This is a genomic window from Fodinicola feengrottensis (assembly GCF_039530045.1).
Classification (GTDB): domain Bacteria; phylum Actinomycetota; class Actinomycetes; order Mycobacteriales; family HKI-0501; genus Fodinicola; species Fodinicola feengrottensis.
On sequence record NZ_BAAANY010000004.1, the window covers coordinates 68,554 to 88,344 of the forward strand.

Here is a 19,791-nt window from a genome sequence, read left to right on the forward strand (position 1 = left end):
TTGTCCGGCAGCGGCCGCCAGCTGAGCCAAGTTCACCGCGCTACGGTCACCGTCCAAGACAACTTGTCCGCTGTCGGCCGCTGATCCTGGGTGGTCGCCGAAGTGGGCCCGAGTCGGCCACTCGTTCGCTATGCTAATAGGTCATCTGAGTACAAAAGTGCATAAGATCCCAGGCAGGAGATCGACGCGATGTGTTCGCTGGGACGCTGGCGGTGACCGCCGAGTTATCGAGGTCGCGGTTGGCCTGTGACCGGTCGGAGCTGGTGGCGCGGCTGTTGGACGACCCGGGCCAGCAGGTGGTGGCGGTGACAGCTGCCGCCGGGTTCGGCAAGTCGGGCCTGCTCGCGACGATGCTCAGCGTCCCTTTCTGGTTTGCGTCGTACGAATACCGGCCGGTGGCCGAGACCGTTCGTCCGGCGTTGGTTCGCGGCCTGTTCGACGCCGTCGGCCGGCTGCTGCCGGCGGACTGGGAGCGTACGAGCGCGTCGGAAGTCGCCGGTGCCTTGTGCGGCGCGAGCGGGCCGGCGTTGCTGGTGGTCGACGACGCCCATCACCTGTCACCCGACGCGACGGCGTTTCTGCGCGCGATCGGGGAGCACCTGCCGCCTGACTGGCGCCTGGTGGTCGCGTCCCGCCGGGACCTTCAGCTGGGCAGCTGTCACCGCGTCACAGCCGTGGACCTTGCCTTTACCGAGGCCGAAACCGCCGCGGTGCTGGAGTGGATACTCGGTGCTGCCGGGAAGTCGCTGATCGCCGACCTCCACCTTCTCACCGCGGGCTGGCCGGCGATGACAGCCGCCGCCGGAGAATGGGTGCTCGCGCACCGCGAGGCCGATCCGATGGAAGCGCAACAATCGCTGGTGGACCAGGTCAAGGCCGAGGTCGTGGATGCTCTGGACGGTCCAGACCGGCGGATGCTCGCCGAGGTGGCGCGGTTGCCGCGGCTCACGCCGACCCTCTGTGCGGCGATCGGGCTGCCGGAGCTGGCCAGCCGACTGCGCCCGCTGGCCGACCTGGGCGTCCTGCGTCGAGGTCCGGACGGCCTCTTCGTACACCGTCTGGTGGTGCGGGCACTGTCGCCGCGGCCGCACCCGGCACTGCACCGGCGCGCCGCCGACTACTTTTTCGACCACCACGACTACAAGTCGGCGATCGAGTGCGTCGCGGCGCTCGACGATCCGGATGCGACCGCCGCTTTCTTCACCGAACATCCGCCGAAGCCGGTGATCAGCGGCCCGGTCGCGGACGCGATCGCGGCCGCTTTGGACGGTTTGCCTCCGCGCGTACGTACGCCCGAGATTGAACGCATCGAGGGGCGAACGCGGTTCGCGCAGGGGGACTGGCCAGGCGCGCTGCGATACATGTACCGGGCCGTCGAGCGGGAGGGCCGCCTGCATCCCCGGATGGCCTGGCGGATCGCCGCTATCCACCGTTTTCTCGGCGAGCACAACAAAGCGCTGGAGGTGTGCCAGCGCACGGACCTCTCCGACGCGGAAACCGTGGACGCGGCGGCGGTGTGGGCCTGGACCGCGCTCGCGCACGTCGTACGGGAAGAGCCGGTCGAGGCGAGAGAGGCAGCGACCCGGGCGCTGGAGCTGGCCCGGGAGTGCGGCGACCCGGGCGCGCTCGCGTCCGCGCACAGTGCGATCGGGATGCTCAACGACGTCGACTGCGATCAGCATCATGAAGCCGCGGTGGAGGCCGCCCACTGCTGGGGTGACCTCGTGCATGTCGTGTTCGTACAGGCGAATCACGCCCGCAGTCTCATCGTGCGAGGTCAGTACGCGGCTGGCCTCGCCCGACTGGACGACCTGGTCAGTCTCACGTCCCGGGCCGGGACGGTGAATGGCGCGCTGACCGCGTCGCTTTATCACCGGGGGTTCGCCAAACTCGGTCTCGGTCAGCTCGATGGCGCGGCCGAGGATTTCCGCGCCTCGCTGCACAGCTATCAGCGCAGCGGCAGCCGGGCGACGGCCCGACCGCTGCTGGGCATCGCCGAGGTGCACCGCGAGCGCGGCGACCTCGAGCTCGCCGCGGCCGCGTACCGAGAGACGGCCCAGATCGCCGCCGACTCCGGTGACCGCGAGACCTCCGCGCTGGCGCTGTGCGGGCTCGCGAGGGTACGGGCCACGGCCGAACCAGATATCGCCGCTGACCTGGTCACCCAGGCCCTCGCCGAATCCGAGGGGCCGATCCGGCTGCGTGCCCAGCTGGCCGCCGGTTGGGTCGCGTTGGTGGGAAGGGACGCCCACCGGCTGGCCGTCGCGGTGACCGCCGCCGCGGCGGCGGTCGGAATGGGTGTCGACCGTGGCGGACTGGCTGAGGTGTTGGAGCTTCGGGCCGCCGCGGCCGTCGACGCGGACGAGCGCGTACGCCTGCTCGGCCAGGCGGCGAACTGTTGGGCCGCCGCCGGTCACCGCATCGGTGCCGCCCGGGTAGCGCTGGCGCTGGCCAGGGCGACCGGCGCCGCGCCGCCGGTGCTGGCCGCGGCGACCGCCGCTTTACGTGGCTATGGCGTGAAAGAGACGGCAGACGCCGGTGGCCTGTTGGCATTCGTGCCGGCACCGCCGGCCGGGCCGTTGCATATTCGTACGCTCGGTGGCTTCCAGGTGCTGCGCGCCGGCGAGCCTGTGCCGGCTGACGCCTGGCAGTCCAGGAAGGCCCGCGACCTGGTGAAAATCCTGCTCGCCCGGCGCGGGGCGCCGGCCGCAAGGGAGACGCTGATCGACCAGCTCTGGCCGGACGAACCACCAGCGAAATGTGCGAACCGGCTGTCCGTGGCACTTTCCACCGTACGCGCGGTTTTCGACCCGGAGCGGCACTTTCCGCCCGGCCATTTCGTGGCTGCCGACAAGTTCTCTTTCGTGCTGAGAAATATCACCCTCGACTTTGAGGTTTTCCTCGCCGCCGCACGGGACGCGCAGGCCGCGTACCACCGCAACGACCCGGACGCCGTCCGCATGCTGGTGCTGGCCGAGACTCTTTACACCGGCGATTTCTTGGCGGAGGACCGCTACGAGGACTGGGCGGTGGCGGTTCGCGAGCAGCTGAAGGCGAAATACCTCTCGCTGGTCCGGGTCCTGGCCCGCGCCGCTGTTCACACCGGCGACTATGACTCCGCTGAAACGTACGCATTGCGGGCGCTTGAACGCGACGCCTTCGACGAGCAGGCACACCTCACCCTGGTACGTGCTCTCAGCGCCGCCGGCCGGCACGGTCAAGCCCGCCAGCGCTATCGGGCGTACGTCACGAAAATGTGCGAGATCGACGTCGTGCCAGCCGCCTTCGACCACCGCACGCTATGAATTCGTCCAAGACCGCGTGAAGGGGCCAAGCTCGAGCAGGCGCTGGCCGGGGATCTCGCTCCGACGGCCGGTTGGCGGCCCAGTTTGGCCAGAGAGCTGACCACTTTGTCGGGCCCCGCGCTTTAGGATTGCCAGCGTGTGGCTGACCGTGCTCGGTTCGGTGGGAGCGCGGTCCGAGGGCCACGCTGTCGATCTTGGCGGCGCCAAGCAGCGGCGGGTGCTGGCCGCGCTGCTTGTCGAACCAGGCGCGGCGGTGCCGGTGCCGCGGTTGGTGGAGGCCGTGTGGGGCGCTGACGCGCCGGCCAGTGCGATTGGGACTTTGCGTGCGTACGTGGCAAATCTCCGAAGAGCGCTGGAGCCGGGGCGTACGCCCCGAGCCGAAACCGTTCTCACCAGCTCGCCGCTGGGATACCGGCTGCGGGTGGAGAGCGGCCAGCTGGACGCGCTGCGATTCCGCCAACTGGTGGCGTCGGCCGCGTCGGCGCGGGCGCACGGCCGTCATCTGGACGCGCTCAACGATCTCGACCGGGCGCTTGAGCTGTGGACCGGGCCGGCTTTCGGGGAGTTCGCGGATGCGTCGTTCGCGGCCACCGCGGCGGCCGAGCTGGAGGAGTTGCGGCTCGCCGCGCAGGAAGAACGGGCCGAGGCCGAGCTGGCCGCGGGGCGTACGGCCAGAGCCGCCGCCGGCCTTCGGTTGCTGGTCGCGGCCGAGCCGCTGCGCGAGCGCCGGTGGGAAATGCTGGCGCTGGCGCTTTACCGGAGCGGTCGGCAGGCCGAGGCGCTGGCCGCGCTGCGGGAGGCGCGTCGGATTCTGGTCGCCGACCTGGGCATCGAGCCGCGGCCCACGCTGCGCCGGCTGGAGCAGGCGATCCTCAACCAGGACGTGGACCTGGACCTGGCCCGAACCGGGCCGGAGTCGGCCGATCCGGGTCCGGCGGTCAGCCTCGCCGGCCGCGAGGACGTGCTGCGCGCGCTGCAGCAGTCGCTGTCGTCGGCCAGCGCAGGTCGTGGCCGGCTGTTCCTGGTCACCGGCGAGCCCGGCATCGGCAAGACCGGGGTGACCGAGGCGGCGGCCAGCACGGCCGCGGAGCGCGGCTTCACCGTCGTACTAGGCCGCTGCCCGGACGGCGAAGGCACCTCCGCGTTATGGCCGTGGGTGTCCGTGTTGCGTACGCTGCTGGACAAGGGCGGCCCGACTTTACGTGAGCTGGCCGCGAAATCCGGCCTTGGCGCGCTGCTGGACGTGGGTCGGGTGGCGGACCGCGCGCAGTTGCACACCGCCATCGCTGAGGTCGTAGCGGCAGCCGCTCGACTCCGGCCGCTGCTGGTGGTCCTGGACGACCTGCACTGGGCAGACCTGGACACCGTACGAGTGCTGCGCGTGCTGACCACGATGTTGCCGGAGCTGCCGCTGCTGGTGGTCGCCGCCAGCCGCGACGGCGCCGATCTTGCCGGCCCGGTCGCCGGCCTGGTCGCGCAGCTGACCGGCTGGTGGGCGACCCGCTGGCCGCTGCGCCGGCTCACCGAGCACGAGGTCGAGCTGGTGTTGGCCGGCCAGCCGGGCGCTGCCGAGCACCCGGACGCGGCCCGAGTGATTCACCGGCGTTCGGGCGGAAATCCGTTCCATGTGGTGGAGCTGGCCCGGTTGCTGCCCAAGGTCGGGCCGGTGTCGCTGGCCGAGGCGCTGCCACACGGCACCCGCGACCTGATCCAGCACCGGCTGGGCCGGCTGCCGGGCAAGGTCGAGCACATCCTGCTGGCCGCGGCGGTGATCGGGGAGGAGTTCGAGGCCGCCGTGTTGGCGGATGTCTGTGGCCTGTCCGAGGATGCGCTGTGGGAGGCGATGGAGGCGGCGCTGCAGTGGGGGCTGGTGACGGAGGGACGCGCGGTCGGGCGCTATCGCTTCAGCCACGCGCTCGTACGCGACACCCTCCGGGCCGCGGTCTCGCAGCTCCGGCTGGCCCGGTGGCACGCCAGAATCGCCGCCGCGCTGGCGAAATACGTGCCGCACACGCCCGATGGCGCGGACGACGTGCTGTCGGCGGTGGCGTTCCACTGGCTGGCCGCGGCCGCGGTCGGGCACGCCGAGGAGGCGATCGACGCGGGCCGGCTGGCGGCCGACCGGGCCGTCCGGATGCACGCCCACGCGCACGCGGCCACCCTGCTCGCCGCCGTGATCGACACCATCGACCGGTACGCCGTGCCGCGGTCCGCCGCCGACACCGCCCGGCTGCTGGACTTGCTCGTACGACTGGGGCGCACGAGCTGCCGGGCCGGATTGCACGAGCAGGCCACCGCCGCGCTCGGGCGGGCGATCCGGCTGGCCCGCGAGCTGGACGACGTACAAACTCTCGCGGTCGCGGCCACCACCTACAGCGCCGAGTCGTTCTGGTCGATGCGGGAATACCGGGCCACCGACCGCGCGGTCGTCGACGCGTTGCGGGAGGCCCTGCGTCAGTTGCCGCCGGACGACTCGGCACTGCGCTGCCTGTGCCTCGCGGCGGTCGCGGCCGAGCAGTACTTCGAGGTCGGACCGGACGGCCGGGAGCCGGATCGGCCGTCCGCGGCAGCGGTCGCGATGGCTCGCCGGATCGCCGATCCCGACCTGCTGCTGCGCGCGCTGCACCTGCGTCACCAGGCGATTCGGCATCCCGACACGCTGACCGAACGGCACGAGATCGTACGAGAGCAGGTCGAGCTGGCGGCCACCGCCGGCGTCACGTCGGACTGGGCGCCGCGAGTTTTGCTGCGCCGGGCGTTGACTTGGCTGGAGGCCGGTGACATGGCCGCGGCGCAGGCCGACATCGACGCTTGCGCGGTGGCGAACGAGCGCACCCAGCTGGTCGAGGTCGAGGTGCATCTGAGCTGGTGGACGGCCATGCGTGAAGGGCTCGCGGGGCGTACGCAGACGGCCGTCCGGCTCTCCCGCAAGGCGTACGACCTGCATCACCAAACCGTCTGGGGCGACCAGCCGGCGCTCACTGCGCAACTCGTGTCCTGGCAGCTTGACCAGGGCAGATACCAGGAAGCAGAGGCCGCGCTGCGGGGCCATCAGGACCTGGCCAGCCCGGTTTCGGCTGAGCATCTCGGTCTGGTGTCCGCGCTGCAGGGCAAGCTCGCGCAGGCCCGCGAGCAGTGCCCGCCGGCCGGCCGGCTGCCGGAGCCGCCGCCGGACTGGCTGTGGCTGATGCAGATGGCCGTACGCGCGTACACGTGGGCGTTATGCGGTGATGCCGAGTCGAGCCGGCACGCGTTGGAGCGGCTGCTGCCCTATTCCGGCCGCACGGTTACCACTGGTTCGGCGATCCTGTGTTGGGGCTCCATCGACCATTTTCTCGGTGCGTCCGCTGCCGCTGCGGGCGATATGACACTCGCGATTTCGTTGCTGCAGAAGGCCGTTCGACATAACGGCGAGATGGGTTGCCTGCTCTGGCAGGAGCGTTCGCAGGCCAAACTCGCCGAACTCGCCGCGTACTGATCCAATCGGTGTCCTATCCCTTTCCAATCCCGGCCGGCCACGCTCGTGCCGCCTGCGGATACGGAGGGATTTCGACCATGCGGACCTCCCTTGCCACCATCTGTACTCCAAACTCGCGATCGCCAGCCGTGCCGCCCGTTATCGAATGCCGCACGTTTGGTGCTTTTTCCGTTATCTCCGGCGGAATCTCCGCCGACACCGGTGGCCCGAAACAGCGCCTGCTGCTGGCCTTGCTGCTCTGCCGGGCGGGCTCGGTGGTCGGGGTGGGAGAGCTGATCGACGCGCTCTGGGCGGATACCCCACCTCGTACGGCCCGGAAGAACCTGCAGGTGTACATCTGCAAACTGCGCCGGGTTTTTGGCGACAGACTAGGATATGTCGGCCGCGGCTACCGTCTCCAGATAGGGCCGGACGAATGTGACCTTTTGCGTTTCGAGCGGCTCGCGCAGCATGGTCGGCAATCGTTGCGGGAGGGTGATGTGGAGGTGGCACTCGAGACTTTTGGTCAGGCTATTGCGCTGTGGCGCGAGCCGTTCGGCGACTTCGGCGGCTTCGGCGACGAGCCCTGCCTTGCCGCCGAAGTGACCCAGCGGTACGAGCTTTTCCTTTCCACCCTGGAGGAATGGGCCGAGCTGGAGCTGGATCGCGACTGCGCGGCCGTGCTGGACGTGTTGTCGGGGCACGTACGCTCGCAGTTGTTGCGAGAACGGCTGGGTGGGCTGTGGATGCGGGCGCTGGCCAGCGCCGGTCGCGCGAATGAGGCGCTTGCGCACTACGGGCTGGTGAGACGGGCGTTGGCGGACGAGCTGGGCATCGATCCCAGCCCGGAGTTGGCGCTCACCTACAGCCAGGTGATCAGCGGGAGCGGTCGTACGCCGGCGACTCGGCCGTTGGCGCTGGGCAACCAACTGCCCCGCGACCTGCCGGACTTTGTCGGCAGGGCAGCCGAAATCGACCAGGTAGCCGAGCGATTCGGTGCGGTGAACGTCCTCGTCGTATCCGGCCCCATCGGATCCGGCAAGTCGGCGTTCGCGGTCCACATAGGACACCTCGTACGAGACAATTTTCCGGACGGTCAGGTCATGCTCGACCTCGCGGAGGCCGACGGTAGTCCGAAAAGTGTGACCGCGGTAGCCGCCGAACTGCTGGACCTGATCGGAATCGGCGGGCAGGTCTGCCCGCCGTCGTCGGCGCTGGCCCGATGGCGGTCGTGGATCGCTCGCCGGCGGCTGCTTTTGGTGCTGGACAACGCCGTACGCGAAGACGTGGTTCGGGCGGTGCTCCCCGGCAGCCGTACCAGCGGGGTCATCGTGACCAGCCGACATCGGCTCAGCGGTGTCGAATCCGTGCTGCGGGTTACCCTTCCGCCCCTCACCGATACCGAGGGGGTCGAACTCCTCGGCCGGATCGCCGGCCGCGGCCGAGTGCTCGCGGATCGCCGCTCAGCGACGGAAATCCTCGACTGCTGCGAAGGTTTGCCTTTGGCCGTACGCATCGTCGGCGCGAAACTGACCGCCCTGCGGCACCTGCGACTGTTGGACTACTCCGCTCGGTTCCGGGATTCACCTTGCGTCCTCGACGAGATGGCGGCGGGCGAGTTGGAACTGCGGCCCCGGTACGAGGCTTTCTACCGCAATCTGACCGAACTGCAGAAAGCCGCGTACCACGCTGTCGCCTGGCTCCCACCACCGCCTTTCGAGCATGACCAAGTGATCGCCGCGCTGCCAGCTCCGGGCGTACGGGCACTGGAGTCGCTTTTCGAGTGCCATCTGCTGTCCGCGCCGGACCGTGAAGTCGGCCTCGGCTACGCCCGCTACGACATGCCCGCCTTCGCCTACTGGTTCTGCCGAAAACTCGCTTAGCTCATCGAGTGTGGGACATTGTGCCGCACTCAACGTCCGAGACCACACCGACAGCACACTGCTATGCCGATTTCTGTCTGAGGAATTGGAGGAACTCGTCGACCAGTTGCGGGCCGTAGCTGGCCGACGGTTCGGTGCAGCGGGGGCACGGCTGCGCGACGCGGATCGCCGTCGCGGCCTGATTTGCGAACAGGGACAGCAAATCCAGGTCGCCGAGGTCGGAACGGCACTGCTGTGCCGGGTCGAGCACCTGCAGGACCCCGAGCACGTCGTCGTCGGAGAGCAGGGGTGCGGCCATCAGTGCCTGTGGAACGTATTTTGTGGACTCGGCGAGGTCTCGGGCGAAAGATCGGTTGGCGGCCAGGTCGTCGGCGATCATCGCCTGCCCGGAGCTGACCACCCAGCCGGCGATGCCACGGTTCGCCGGCATTCGGGTGCCGACCAGGAAGTCCTCGCCTTCGCCCGCGACAGCCTGGAAAACCAGCTCGCCGGCCGGCTCGTCGAGTAGGAAGACCGAGCTCGCGGCGGCGCCGAAGATGGCCTTCGCGACCTCGACCACCGACTGCAAGAGAGCGCGCGTACCGGCGTCGGCCGTTGGCGCGAGATTGTGGGTCACGGCTGGTCTCCTTCTTCGGTGGCGTGCACGTTCGCCGCGGCGAGGTAGAGCACGGTCTTGAGCTGGAAAATCGTCAGCTGTGGGTGTTTTGCCAAGGTGAGTGCGCAAAGTCCGGCGATTCGGGGGGTGGCGAAACTGTTGCCGGTGGTACGGGTGGTGCCGCCGCCGGGCCACGCCACTCGCACATCCTGGCCCTGGGCGAAAAACTCGACCGGCGGTGACGGGTTGTAAAGATACAGATTCGGATCTTGCTCCTGATGACTGCCGACCGACAGCACCGAGCAGAACCGCCACGGAAAGCTGACGACTGGCGTGTTGTGAGCCGACGCGACGATCGCCGTGCGACGGAAATACGCTTCGTCTGCCAGCTCGTGCAGCTCATGCGCGAACTGTGTTCGCGTAGTAGAAAGGCTCATGTTTATGACGTCATAGCCCTGCTCCACGGCCCAGCGCAGCCCGGCCAGCATGAAACTGCCGGTGCCGCTGAACCGCTCGCCCAGCACTCGTACGCTGTAAAGCTCGCAGTCCGGCGCGAAGGCGCGGATGAGGCCCGCGCAGGCGGTCCCGTGCCCGCAGGTGTCGACATGATCGGTGGGACGCACTTGCGGTCCGTCAGTGCTGTTGAAAACCTCGTACGACGCAGTGATCGGACCGACGAGCGGGTGGTCGCCTTCGATCCCGCTGTCGATAACGCAGACTCGGATGCCCGCGCCGCGAGAACCACCCCACGCCCAGTCGGGCGTGACCCGGTCAATCTCGACCGCGGGGAGTTGAATGTCCGCCGGACCTTTGCCGCGCAGGCCCCAGCTGAGTTGGCGGGTCATACTGCTCCGATCGCTGCGGCAGCTTGGCAACCAACGACATGGCCTTTGCGACCAAACCATTCGGCCGCCCTTTTCGCCGCGGTGCTGGGCACACCGGCCGAGCGACAGGCCTGAGCGAGGTCGAGATAGGCGGTGGCGCGGGTGATGGGCGAGTCGGTCGTTTCGGCTGCCGCAACCGCGGCACGGGCCAACTGGACGGCTAGCCGGGCGTCGGTCTCGGTGATCGCCCGGGCGCCGAGATGATCGGCGGCCTCGGCGGGCGGGAAATCATCGCCGCCGTCCAACAGGGTTGGGTCGGGCCGCTTTCCGTTGCGTACCAGCACTCTCGCGAGGTCGCGGGAGGCATTGATCAGCAGCCCCGCATTCCCGGTGGCCTGGCACTGTGCGATCGCCTCTCGCAAAAGCATCTCGGCCTTTTCCCACCGCCCGGCCAATGCCTCGACTCCCGCGGTGAACAACGGCACAAAGGCCGCCGCTTCGGCGTAACCAAGGTCGCGGGCGAACCGATTTGCCGTGTTCAGGCACTCTTGTGCTTCGGTGTCGAGGCCCTGCAATGCGAAGAGGTTGGCCAGTGGATAGTTGAGCGTCAATACGACGATATCGTGGTCGCTGCCGTAACGTACGAGAAGGTCCTGGCACTGTCGGACCGCCTCGGTGGCCGGAGTGGGGCCTTGCCACAGCGAAATTCCGATGGCGCCGAGCGCGGTCGCCCGCTCTGGGGCAGCCTTCGCGACGACCGAATGTTGCAAGGCAGCCTCCAGTAGATCATCGGCCTTTCGGTACGAGCCCAGAGTCTGCTGTTCCTGGCCCAGTCGGACATACGCTCGCGCCAGTCCGAGATTGTCCTGTGCTGCCTGGAAAACCGGAAGTGCCTCGGTCGCGATCTCAGCGGCCGAACCGACGCCCGACTCCGGGTGCAGCGCCGCCAGTTGCAATTTGGCATGTGCGTACGCTCGTTGATCGTCGCCGGCCGCGGCCATGACTTCCCTCAGCAGTTGGTCGCCGTCGACGGTCCGGCCGGTCGCGAGCCACGTCTCGCCCAGGCTTTGTGCGGCCGCCTTCCACCACAAGTCGTCCTTTGTGGACAGTCGCAGCGCACGTTGGCCGAGGTCCGCCGACCAGGAGAGGTCGGCGCGGGCGAGTGCGGTGCGGGCTGCCTCGGTGAGGGCCAGCGCGGCCCGGCTCCGCAGGATTTCCGTCCGCTCGTCACGTAACCCCAGCTCGTGGCGGTGCAGATAGGCCTGCTCGAAATGGTGGCCTTCGGTGGCGATGCCGGTCCCCGGGGTGTCCGCCAGCCGCTCGTGCCAGTCGGCCCGGCGCCTCTTGCTGATGCCGCGATAGGTCACCTCCCGAAGCAGCCCGCTGCTGAATCGATAGCACCCGTCCTGCCCGCGTACCGGCTCGATGAGGCCGCGTCGTACCAGTTCGGCCAGCGGCGCCACCGTGTCGCTGAGCGCCTCGACCCTGGCCGGGACAAACTGCCTGCCGATGACCGCGGCCGCGCACAATGTCGTACGCTCTGCCGGCCGCAGGGCATCGATGCGCGCGGCCAGCACGGCGTTCACCGTGGCCGGCAGTTCGTCGGCATCGGCCCCCTCTTCCAGCATTGCCAGCAGTTGTTCAAGATAGAGCGGATTTCCCTCGGCCCGTTCGATCACCCGGGTCAGCAGGTCCGGCCCGTGCAACTGCAGTTCGAGCAGCCCAGCGGCCAGCTCGTGCGCCTCCACTGTGGACAGTGGAGCGAGAGCGAGATCAACGGTGGTCTCGACGCGCCCTGAACAAAGCAATAGCACGCGATCCTTTTCCAGCGCGGTGGCCACATGTGCGATGCCGTCGAGCAACATCTGGTCCGCCCACTGAAGATCGTCGAACAGCAATGCGACCGGCCGGTCCAGCCCGCGCAGCATCGCGGCCGTCGCCGCGTACGTGCTTTCCGGTGACCGTCCAGGAGTGCCGTCGTGCAACAGGCCGGTCCGCAGTACGTGATCCGAATGCTCCAGCGGGCTGCGGTCCTCAGCCTTTTCCAAGATCTGTCGCAACGCCTGCCCGAGTGGGGTGAGGCTGGCTTCGTCGCGGTACGGGTGGCAGCGGCCGGCCCCGACCAGCGCCTCGCCGTCCGGTAGACCGGCCAGCCATTCCTGGAGCAACCGGGTCTTGCCGATGCCGGCCTCGCCGGAAACCGTCACCAGCCGGCCGCCGTGGCCGTCGCGTACGCCCGCCCATGCCGCCCGCAGTCGCCCGAGTTCGCTTTCGCGTCCAACAAAAGCCGCTCGGTGACCATCGACAGCGTACGGTTGCAGGCTGGTCAAACGAAAAGCCGCGACAGCGTCCCGCTTTCCTTTCAACGTCACCGGACCGAGCTTGTCGACTGTCGCGGCGGTGCCGAGCAGTTCGCGGGTAATAGGACCGATGAGCACTTCGCCGACGCCGGCGTTCTGCTCCAGTCGCGCGGCCACATTGACGACCTCGCCGGACACCAGGTTCTCGTTCGTGCCCTCCTGTGCGGTGGCAACGACTTCTCCAGTGTTGATACCGATTCGTACGGCCAGCTGGCAGCCCAGGGTTCGGCTGAGATCCTCGTTCAGTTCGGCGAGGGCCGCCACCATGTCCAACGCGGCCGCGGCAGCTCGGTGCGCGTCGTTCTCATGCACTGTCGGGATCCCGAAAACGGCCATCACCGCGTCCCCAATGAATTTCTCCACCAGCCCACCGTGTGCTTCGATCTGGTCTCGCATCACGTCGAAATAGCGCAGCACGACCGATCTCAGGGTTTCCGGCTCCAGGATGCCGGAAAGCTCGGTGGAGCCGACCAGATCGCAGAACAACGCGGTGACGAGTTTTCGGCGCTCTACCTGAGGAACCGGCGTAGGTGGACACGGCGAGCCGCAGGACGGGCAGAACCGGGCAGCTGCCGGCAGCGCGGCGGCACAGGCGACGCAATGCATTTCTTTGCCTGCCTAGAAAAGCGCCGCGCCGGCCACCGCGGCATGGGCCTGGACCTCCGGCTCGACGGCGTCCAACCGGGCCTTGATGTCGACGATGAGGTCGAGTTCTCCGGGCGTGAGCTCAGCGAAAACCGCCAGCTGCTCATCGGTGAACGTGTCCATCGGGAAACCGGCATCCGCGAGCGTACGTAGGTTGGCCTCATGATCGGTCATCGTGCTGATCCTTTCCGGTCGGACGGCTCAAACTGTCGAAAAGGGCGATCAGCGCGCTCGCGGTATGCAGGGCGCTGGTGCGGATGGCGAATCGATGCGATGGTGGCGGATCGAGCTGTTCGAGGATCGCGAAGACGGCGTCACTGTGTCCGCCGTCGACCTCGGCGTGATGGCGCAGCGTACGAAAAGCTCGCGCCGGCAGACCCGTTCGCTCGAAAAGCAGGGCGGGCAGCAGTGCGGAAGGGGCGTTTGCCTCTAGTACGGCCAGATAGCCGAGCAACGCGACAGGGTCGTAGTGCTGGATCCAGTAATACTGCGGTCCGACCAGCCGCGCCGCGAGCGCCGACGGTGGGCTGGCCCGTACCGCGTCGGGGTCGAGCCCGACGGCGGCCACATCGTCGAGCAGCCAGTCGTCGTGGCCGAGTTCCTCTTCGACATGTTCGGCGAAATAGTCGCGCAGCACGGGGTTGGTGGTCTGCGCGCCGGCCATCACCATCAACGGCACCGATGCTCGTAGGACCGCGTGCATTTCGGCCAGGTAGCGCGAATACCGTTCCCGTAACCCCATTGGTTGCCAGAGGGCCGCCGAACTTCGCTGGATCGCCGGCGTCACCAACTCCAGCACCGCTCGCAGGTCATTCATCCGCTGCCTCCGCGCTGCCGACCAGGTGGGAATATCGTCCGCTTCCGTGCCTGCGCAGCAAAGCCGCCGGTCCACCGGCCAGTCCACGGCGGATCGCGGCCGCCTCCAGCAGTTCGCCGGCTGGGCCGTCGGCCTTGGCCACCCATTGCGTCGCGGCCGGCGAGTCGCTGAGCCGGTGGCAGGTTGTGCAGTAGTCGTCGGGAGGTTCGGCCGTACGGCTGGCGATGTGCAGTGGCCCAACCGTCCGGACCATCCGCAGCATCGGCAGGTTTTTGGCTCTCTCCAGGACAGCCGGCCAGGTCGCGGTGTCGATTCGGCCCAGGCTCAGATGATCTGGGCGGGTACGACCATCCACCACCGCCTGGTTGCAACAGGCGGTCACCCGTCCGTCTGTCGTGATCACCGGCCAGGCCGCCATCGCGCAGGGCGCCACCAGCGTGGGATCCGGCAGCGCGGGCCGGCGCGCCCAGGCGGCCGCGCGGCCGATGGGGCGCAGCTCGCTGACCAACATCGGTACGGCCGCGCCAAAACGGGCGACGACTTCCTCGCTTACCTCGGCCAGATACGGGTCGTCGGGCCCAGTCCCGACCACGTGCAGACTGGTCGCTACGCCCGACCGAAGGAGGTCATGCAAAGCACCGAAGACGTTCTCGCGGGCTACCTCGCGTTCGTGGAAAACGTCCAGGCTCAGCGAGAAATGGTCGACAGCGCGGGCGACCTCCCGGATGGATGGCGGGATGCCTTTGCCCTGGGCGAAAAACGCACCGGAGAGCACTGCCGTACGAGTGCCGGCGGACCGTACGAGCCGGGCGGCTTCGACCACCAGCCGTGGCCGGGTCAGCGGCTCGCCGCCGGTCAACATCAGCACCTCGGGACGGCATTTCGCGGTGAAGGTGGACAAGAAGCGAAGGAGCGCGGTCGCGTCGAGCTGTCGGCCGGCGAGAGTCGCCGCCGATGCGCAGTGGGCGCAGCTGAGTGGACACCGCTCGGTCACCGTCACCAGCGCGCCGGCGCCGATCACCTGACGCAGGGCCATCATTTCAGCCAGCCGCATCGCCCACCTCCCTCACCGCGCCTAGGGTGTGTCTCCTCATTCCAGGTGGATGAGGAGACACGTCCTAGTCTCGTGTGGCCGGCTGTCAGCCGCTTAAAGCTCGGTATATCCGCAGATCAGCGGCCCACTTGGCGGGCCAGCGCGAGTCCTGCGACGCATCGAGATAGGCGGCTAGCTGGGTTTTCACCGAGCGCATACCGAATCTCCACCGGACGTTCCTAGGTTGGCGGCCAGTACCGGTGAGAGCAGGCCGGTGCCCCGCCAGAACAAGGAGGACTCGCCATGTCCGAAAAGAACACCGCCCCGGAGCCCGAAGAGACCACCGAGGCCGACGAGGTCGAGGCGCACGGCGTGCTGGGCCTGCAGAAGCTCGACACCGACAAGGGTGGCGCGCCCGGCTTCAACGAACCGGCCATGAGCTGCAGCTCGTGTGTGGCCGGGACCGTCTGCACCGCCAGCTAACGCACCGAAACAGGACACGCGGGGTGGGGAGCCTGTCTTTCGACACGGCTCCCCACATCGCGTCTATGGGCATGAGCCTCTGCAAGACCACCTGACGATCTGAAAACCGAACCTCGAGGAATGGGGCGAGCCGCGATGCTGGTCGACTGGGAACAGATGTTGTCCTATATGACGCACCATCCGCGATGGTTCGAGAACTTCACCCGGCGATCTCCCAGCAGCGACTTTCTTCGGCACTATCGGGAAATCATGCCCGGCGGCTGGCCGCTGCGTCGGCACGGCTACTGGATGATCGCGGAGCCGCCAGACACCCCGATGCCGGACCAGGGTTGGAAACTGCACGTCAGCGCGACCTCCGGCACTGGTGCCGACACCTTGCGGCTGGCCCTGCCGGTGCTGCGCGATGCGGGCGTACGCTTCAAATTCCTGATGGACCCGGCTGCGCTTATGGAGGCCAACGGCAAGTCCTACGGCCGAGGTTCGAGCGGGAAATTCATCGCCGTCTACCCAGCCGATGAGCAGCAGTTCCACGCTGTTGCCGAAGATCTGACCAAGGCCTTGGCGGGCTTTGAGGGGCCGTACATTCTCTCCGACCGGCGCTATCCCGGGTCACGCGTGGTCTTCTATCGTTATGGCGGCTTCAAAAGCCTGCCCAAGCTGCGCCCGACCGGACTGCGTGAGCTGATGATCGCCGAGCCGGACGGCACCCTGGTCCGTGACCTGCGCACTCCCTACTGGTCGATGCCCGACTGGGCCGACGACCCGGTGGCCCGGAAATTCGCGCCCAGTAGGGAGATCGACAGCGAGACCACCGCCTTGGCGGGCGGTCGGTTCACCGTCGAGAGCGCGATCAGCTTCAGCAATCGCGGTGGCATCTACAAGGGCATCGACACCGAGGCAGGTGCCGAGGTGGTGTTGCGGGAGGCACGGCCGGGTGTGCAGGTGGGGCCGAAAGGACGTGACGCCGTTGATCTGCTGCGCCACGAGTACGACCTGCTGAGCGACCTTGCTGACACCGGCCTGTTCGTACGACCGATTTCCTTCTTCACCCAGTGGGAGCACGCCTTCGTCGCCCAGGAATACATTGAGGGATCCCACATCGGGTATCTCAGCATCACCCAGAATCCTGTCTACAGCCTCGATCTGAGTCCGGAAAGCCTCACCGAGTATTACCAGCGATTCCGTGGTTTGTGGTTGCAGGTCGCCGAGGCCGTCGCGGTCGCCCACGAGCGGGGCATCGTGCTGGGCGACCTTTCCACGACCAACGTGATGGTCACACCGGACGACAAAGTTCAGGTGATCGACCTGGAATGCGCCTTCCACGAGGGCGTCGACGAGGGCGCCCGGATGTGCACATGGGGGATGGTGACTAAGAAAGCCGCCACCAGCCAGACGGGCGACCGCAGGTCCGACTACTACGCCCTCGGTGGCGTACTGCTCAGCTGTGTGTTGGTCTGCGCCCAGGTCGATGCCGTCAACCGGGATATTCCCCGTCAGTTGCTCAAAGAAGTGGCCGCCGACCTGAACCTGCCGGTCGAGCTGACTTCGTTGATCGAGGACTTGCGGGACGAGGACGCGCCGCTGCCGGACCCGGATGTCATTCGCAAGCGCATCGCGGACATTCCGTTCGGCACCGCCTGGCAAACCGCTCCACCACTCGCGAAGCCGCTGGTGCCGGATCCAATCTCCAGTGACAGCCTGCACAAACGGATCGACGCGACGCTCGAGGGCGTGGTGGAATACATGTGTACGACGGCTGATCTCAGCCGCGAGGACCGCTTGTTCCCCTCCGACCTGCTGGTCTTCGAAACCAACCCGCTTTCGTTGGCGTACGGCGCGTACGGGACTCTCTATGCCTTGCACGTACTGGGCGCGGAGGTCTCGGATCCGTTCCTGTCGTGGGCTCTACGACACTCAACCGGACACGATGCGATGCCACCCGGTCTCTACTACGGGAGCGCCGGAGTCGCTTGGGCGCTGTCCGCGATGGGCCACCAGGAGCTGGCCGTCCAGACCCTGCGTACCGCTGGTGAGCATCCGCTTTTACTGGACGAGCCAGGAATTCTGGCCGGATCGGCCGGTCACGCAATGGCCTGCCTGCGGCTCTGGCGAGACACCGGGTTGACCGAGTTCCTCGACCGCGCCCGAGAAATCGGTGCACAGCTTGCCAAAACCGCGGTCCGCGAGGACGATCGCGCACATTGGCCGGTTGACGAGGACACCACTATCATCGGTTACGGTCAAGGTGCCTCAGGTGTCGCGATGTTTCTGCTCGGCCTGCATGCGGCCACCGGTGACCGGGACGTGCTAGCGCTCGGCCGGGCGGCGCTGGACTTCGATCTCTCGTGCGCTGAACCGACGCCTAGCGGCTTTTTGTCTTTCCCGGCCGCGGTCGCGACCGACGGCAAGCCGTCGGAAAGTCTGCGCCAGTATTGGGACAAGGGCACCGCCGGCGTCCTCACCACGCTCCTTCGTTATCACCACGTCACAGGAGATCCGGCGTTGCGGCAGTGGATCGAGGACATTTTGCCGGACGTACGGCACAAGTTTGTCGCCTTCCCGCAGCTTTTCCACGGTGCCAGCGGCATCGGCAACGCGCTGCTGGACGCGTACGAGTTCCTCGGCGATCCGGAGTTGCTCGGTGACGCGCAGCGGTCCGCCGCGGTCGTCCTGTGCAATGCCACCGAGCGGCCGGAAGGCATTGTCTTCCCGGGAGAACAGGTCATGCGGGAAAGCTGCGACCTCGCTTCCGGATCCGCCGGCGTCGCGTTGTTCCTCGATCGTCTGCGGCGGGCCCGGCCGGGTGCCCGGACCAACCCGAACTTCGTGCTGGACGACCTGCTGGAGCGTGACGCATGACGCTGGCGGCGGGGCGGGTGGCCACCACCGTCCCGCTGCGGCGCAACCGGCAGTTTCGGTTGCTGTGGATCGGTCAGGCGCTGTCGGATTTCGGCTCGTCGATGACATCTTTGGCCGTACCGTTGGCATTGTTGGCGGCTGGCTATTCTCCTTCCGCCGCTGGAATTATCGGCACCGCCATGCTCATAGTAGGCCTCGCGGTCCGAGTGCCAGCCGGCTATCTGGCCGATCGCTGGGATCAGCGCCGGCTGATGCTCGGCTGTGACCTTGCCCGGCTGGTCGCGGTCGCGGCGGTCGCGTTCTGCGTCTTCGTTTGGGGACTGCCGCTGCTGGTGGCGTTGGGGCTGGTGGTCGTGTCGATCACCGCGCAGGAGATTTTCCAGCCAAGCCAGAGCAAAATCGTCCGGCGAGCGGTGCCGGGGGAGCAGTTGGGGACGGCGGTTTCGCTCAACCAGGCGCGTGCGTACGGCGCGAGCATCGCCGCACCGGCGGTGGCCGGACCGCTGATGGCTCTCTGGCCCTGGGCACCTTTCACCGTCGACGCGTTCACCTTCGGGGTTTCCGCGCTGTGCGTGGCAATGTTGGCCCGAAATCGGCTGGTCGCGCGTACGGCCGAGGTCCGCCGCGAGCGGTTTTTACCGCAAATCGCGGCCGGCTGGCGATATCTGGTCAAAGACCGGTTCCTGCGCTGGTCTTCGGGGTATTTCGCGCTAGCCAACGTAATTTTCTCGGCCTTCGGCTATGCGCTGATTCTGGGCACCGCCCGCCAGGCCGGCGGTGCCGCCGCGGCCGGTGTGGCGGTCAGCTTCGCCGGAATAGCCGGCCTGACCGGCTCTTTGATCGCCCCGTACGCGAAACGCCGTTTGCCGCTTTCGGTGGTGCTCGCCGCCGGCCCCACCATGAGTGCCGTCCTGCTGGCGATCGCCTGGGCCGGTGGCGGGGTCATCCCGTTCGTCGCAGCGTTTTCCGCACTGTGCCTGCTCACTCCGGTCATCGGGGCGGTGCTCGCGACCATCATGGCCAAAGTGGTGCCGGAAGACATCTACGGCCGAGTCACCGCGTCGAGCAGTTTCCTCGCCCAAATCCTGCAACCGTGCGGCCCGCTGGCCGCCGGCATCCTGCTCTCGCAACTCTCCTTCGGCACCACCGCCGGCCTTTTCGCGCTGGCGCAGGGTGCCCTCGCCGTACTCGCCTTCACTATCCCTACCCCCGCCGAACCCATCGGGACGTCTAGCGGCGAGGGCCTTGGTTAAAAGCGATGTCTACTGCGGGGGCGAGGGGCCCTCGGTTGAGAGCGGTGTGTGCTGGGGAGGTGCGGCCTTGGTTGAGAGCGGTGTGTGCTGCGGAGATGAGCGCCTTGGTTGAAAGCGGTGTGTGCTGCGGAGATGACGGCCCGGTTGAAAGCGGTGTGTGCTGGGGAGATGGGCGCCCTGGTTAAGAGCGGTGTCTGTGAGGGTGCGGCGTCTCGTCTACCAGCCATCGGAAAATCCCGCCCCGCCACCAAAGACCGGTGGCGGGGCGGGATTTTCC

The 19,791-nt window shown here is 67.7% G+C and carries 12 protein-coding genes; 6 read left to right on the forward strand and 6 right to left on the reverse strand.

All coding sequences use genetic code 11. The features are described 5' to 3' along the window. The first annotated feature begins 191 nt into the window (after nucleotides 1-191). The 3 genes from ABD301_RS05945 to ABD301_RS05955 all read left to right on the forward strand — a co-directional run bounded on the left by ABD301_RS05945 (nucleotide 192) and on the right by ABD301_RS05955 (nucleotide 8,645). On the forward strand, nucleotides 192-3,305 hold the full coding sequence (locus ABD301_RS05945; protein WP_344307888.1) for a BTAD domain-containing putative transcriptional regulator: 3,114 nt from the start codon (nucleotides 192-194) through the stop codon (nucleotides 3,303-3,305). A gap of 136 nt (nucleotides 3,306-3,441) precedes the next feature. Continuing rightward, nucleotides 3,442-6,783 (forward strand): ATP-binding protein, encoded by a 3,342-nt coding sequence (locus ABD301_RS05950; protein WP_344307890.1) that lies wholly within the window; start codon nucleotides 3,442-3,444, stop codon nucleotides 6,781-6,783. A gap of 128 nt (nucleotides 6,784-6,911) precedes the next feature. Then, nucleotides 6,912-8,645 (forward strand): AfsR/SARP family transcriptional regulator, encoded by a 1,734-nt coding sequence (locus tag ABD301_RS05955; RefSeq protein ID WP_344307892.1) that lies wholly within the window; start codon nucleotides 6,912-6,914, stop codon nucleotides 8,643-8,645. A 61-nt stretch (nucleotides 8,646-8,706) separates the two neighbouring features. Here ABD301_RS05955 and ABD301_RS05960 read toward each other — a convergent pair whose 3' ends face one another. From ABD301_RS05960 to ABD301_RS05985, 6 genes are read right to left on the reverse strand one after another with little or no spacing between them, the layout of a single operon-like run. Then, a complete protein-coding gene (locus ABD301_RS05960; RefSeq protein ID WP_163569746.1) occupies nucleotides 8,707-9,261 on the reverse strand; it encodes a GAF domain-containing protein in 555 nt (184 codons plus the stop codon). Continuing rightward, nucleotides 9,258-10,085 carry a S8 family peptidase gene (locus tag ABD301_RS05965; protein WP_344307895.1) on the reverse strand — a complete coding sequence of 276 codons (828 nt, stop codon included), beginning with the start codon at nucleotides 10,083-10,085 and terminating at the stop codon, nucleotides 9,258-9,260. The genes ABD301_RS05960 and ABD301_RS05965 overlap by 4 nt, the downstream gene beginning before the upstream one ends. After that, nucleotides 10,082-13,030, reverse strand: a complete 2,949-nt coding sequence (locus ABD301_RS05970) for an ATP-binding protein (RefSeq protein WP_344307897.1) — start codon at nucleotides 13,028-13,030, stop codon at nucleotides 10,082-10,084. The genes ABD301_RS05965 and ABD301_RS05970 overlap by 4 nt, the downstream gene beginning before the upstream one ends. Before the next feature lie 12 nt (nucleotides 13,031-13,042). Then, nucleotides 13,043-13,243 carry an aroma-sacti cluster domain-containing protein gene (locus ABD301_RS05975; protein WP_163569742.1) on the reverse strand — a complete coding sequence of 67 codons (201 nt, stop codon included), beginning with the start codon at nucleotides 13,241-13,243 and terminating at the stop codon, nucleotides 13,043-13,045. Further along, complete coding sequence (locus ABD301_RS05980; RefSeq protein ID WP_344307899.1) at nucleotides 13,230-13,886, reverse strand: iron-containing redox enzyme family protein; 657 nt, start codon at nucleotides 13,884-13,886, stop codon at nucleotides 13,230-13,232. The genes ABD301_RS05975 and ABD301_RS05980 overlap by 14 nt, the downstream gene beginning before the upstream one ends. Next, a complete protein-coding gene (locus tag ABD301_RS05985) occupies nucleotides 13,879-14,940 on the reverse strand; it encodes a radical SAM protein (protein WP_344307900.1) in 1,062 nt (353 codons plus the stop codon). Before ABD301_RS05985 ends, ABD301_RS05980 begins: the two co-directional genes overlap by 8 nt. 282 nt (nucleotides 14,941-15,222) lie before the next feature. On the opposite strand from ABD301_RS05985, the gene ABD301_RS05990 reads away from it, so the two are divergent. The 3 genes from ABD301_RS05990 (at nucleotide 15,223) to ABD301_RS06000 (ending at nucleotide 19,514) form a co-directional block, all read left to right on the forward strand. Next, nucleotides 15,223-15,402 carry a hypothetical protein gene (locus ABD301_RS05990; RefSeq protein WP_163569741.1) on the forward strand — a complete coding sequence of 60 codons (180 nt, stop codon included), beginning with the start codon at nucleotides 15,223-15,225 and terminating at the stop codon, nucleotides 15,400-15,402. 120 nt (nucleotides 15,403-15,522) lie between these two features. Continuing rightward, entirely contained in the window at nucleotides 15,523-18,261 is a 2,739-nt protein-coding gene (lanKC, locus tag ABD301_RS05995) for a class III lanthionine synthetase LanKC (protein ID WP_344307901.1), read from the forward strand. Beyond that, entirely contained in the window at nucleotides 18,258-19,514 is a 1,257-nt protein-coding gene (locus tag ABD301_RS06000; RefSeq protein ID WP_344307903.1) for an MFS transporter, read from the forward strand. The genes lanKC and ABD301_RS06000 overlap by 4 nt, the downstream gene beginning before the upstream one ends. Nucleotides 19,515-19,791 lie beyond the last annotated feature (277 nt).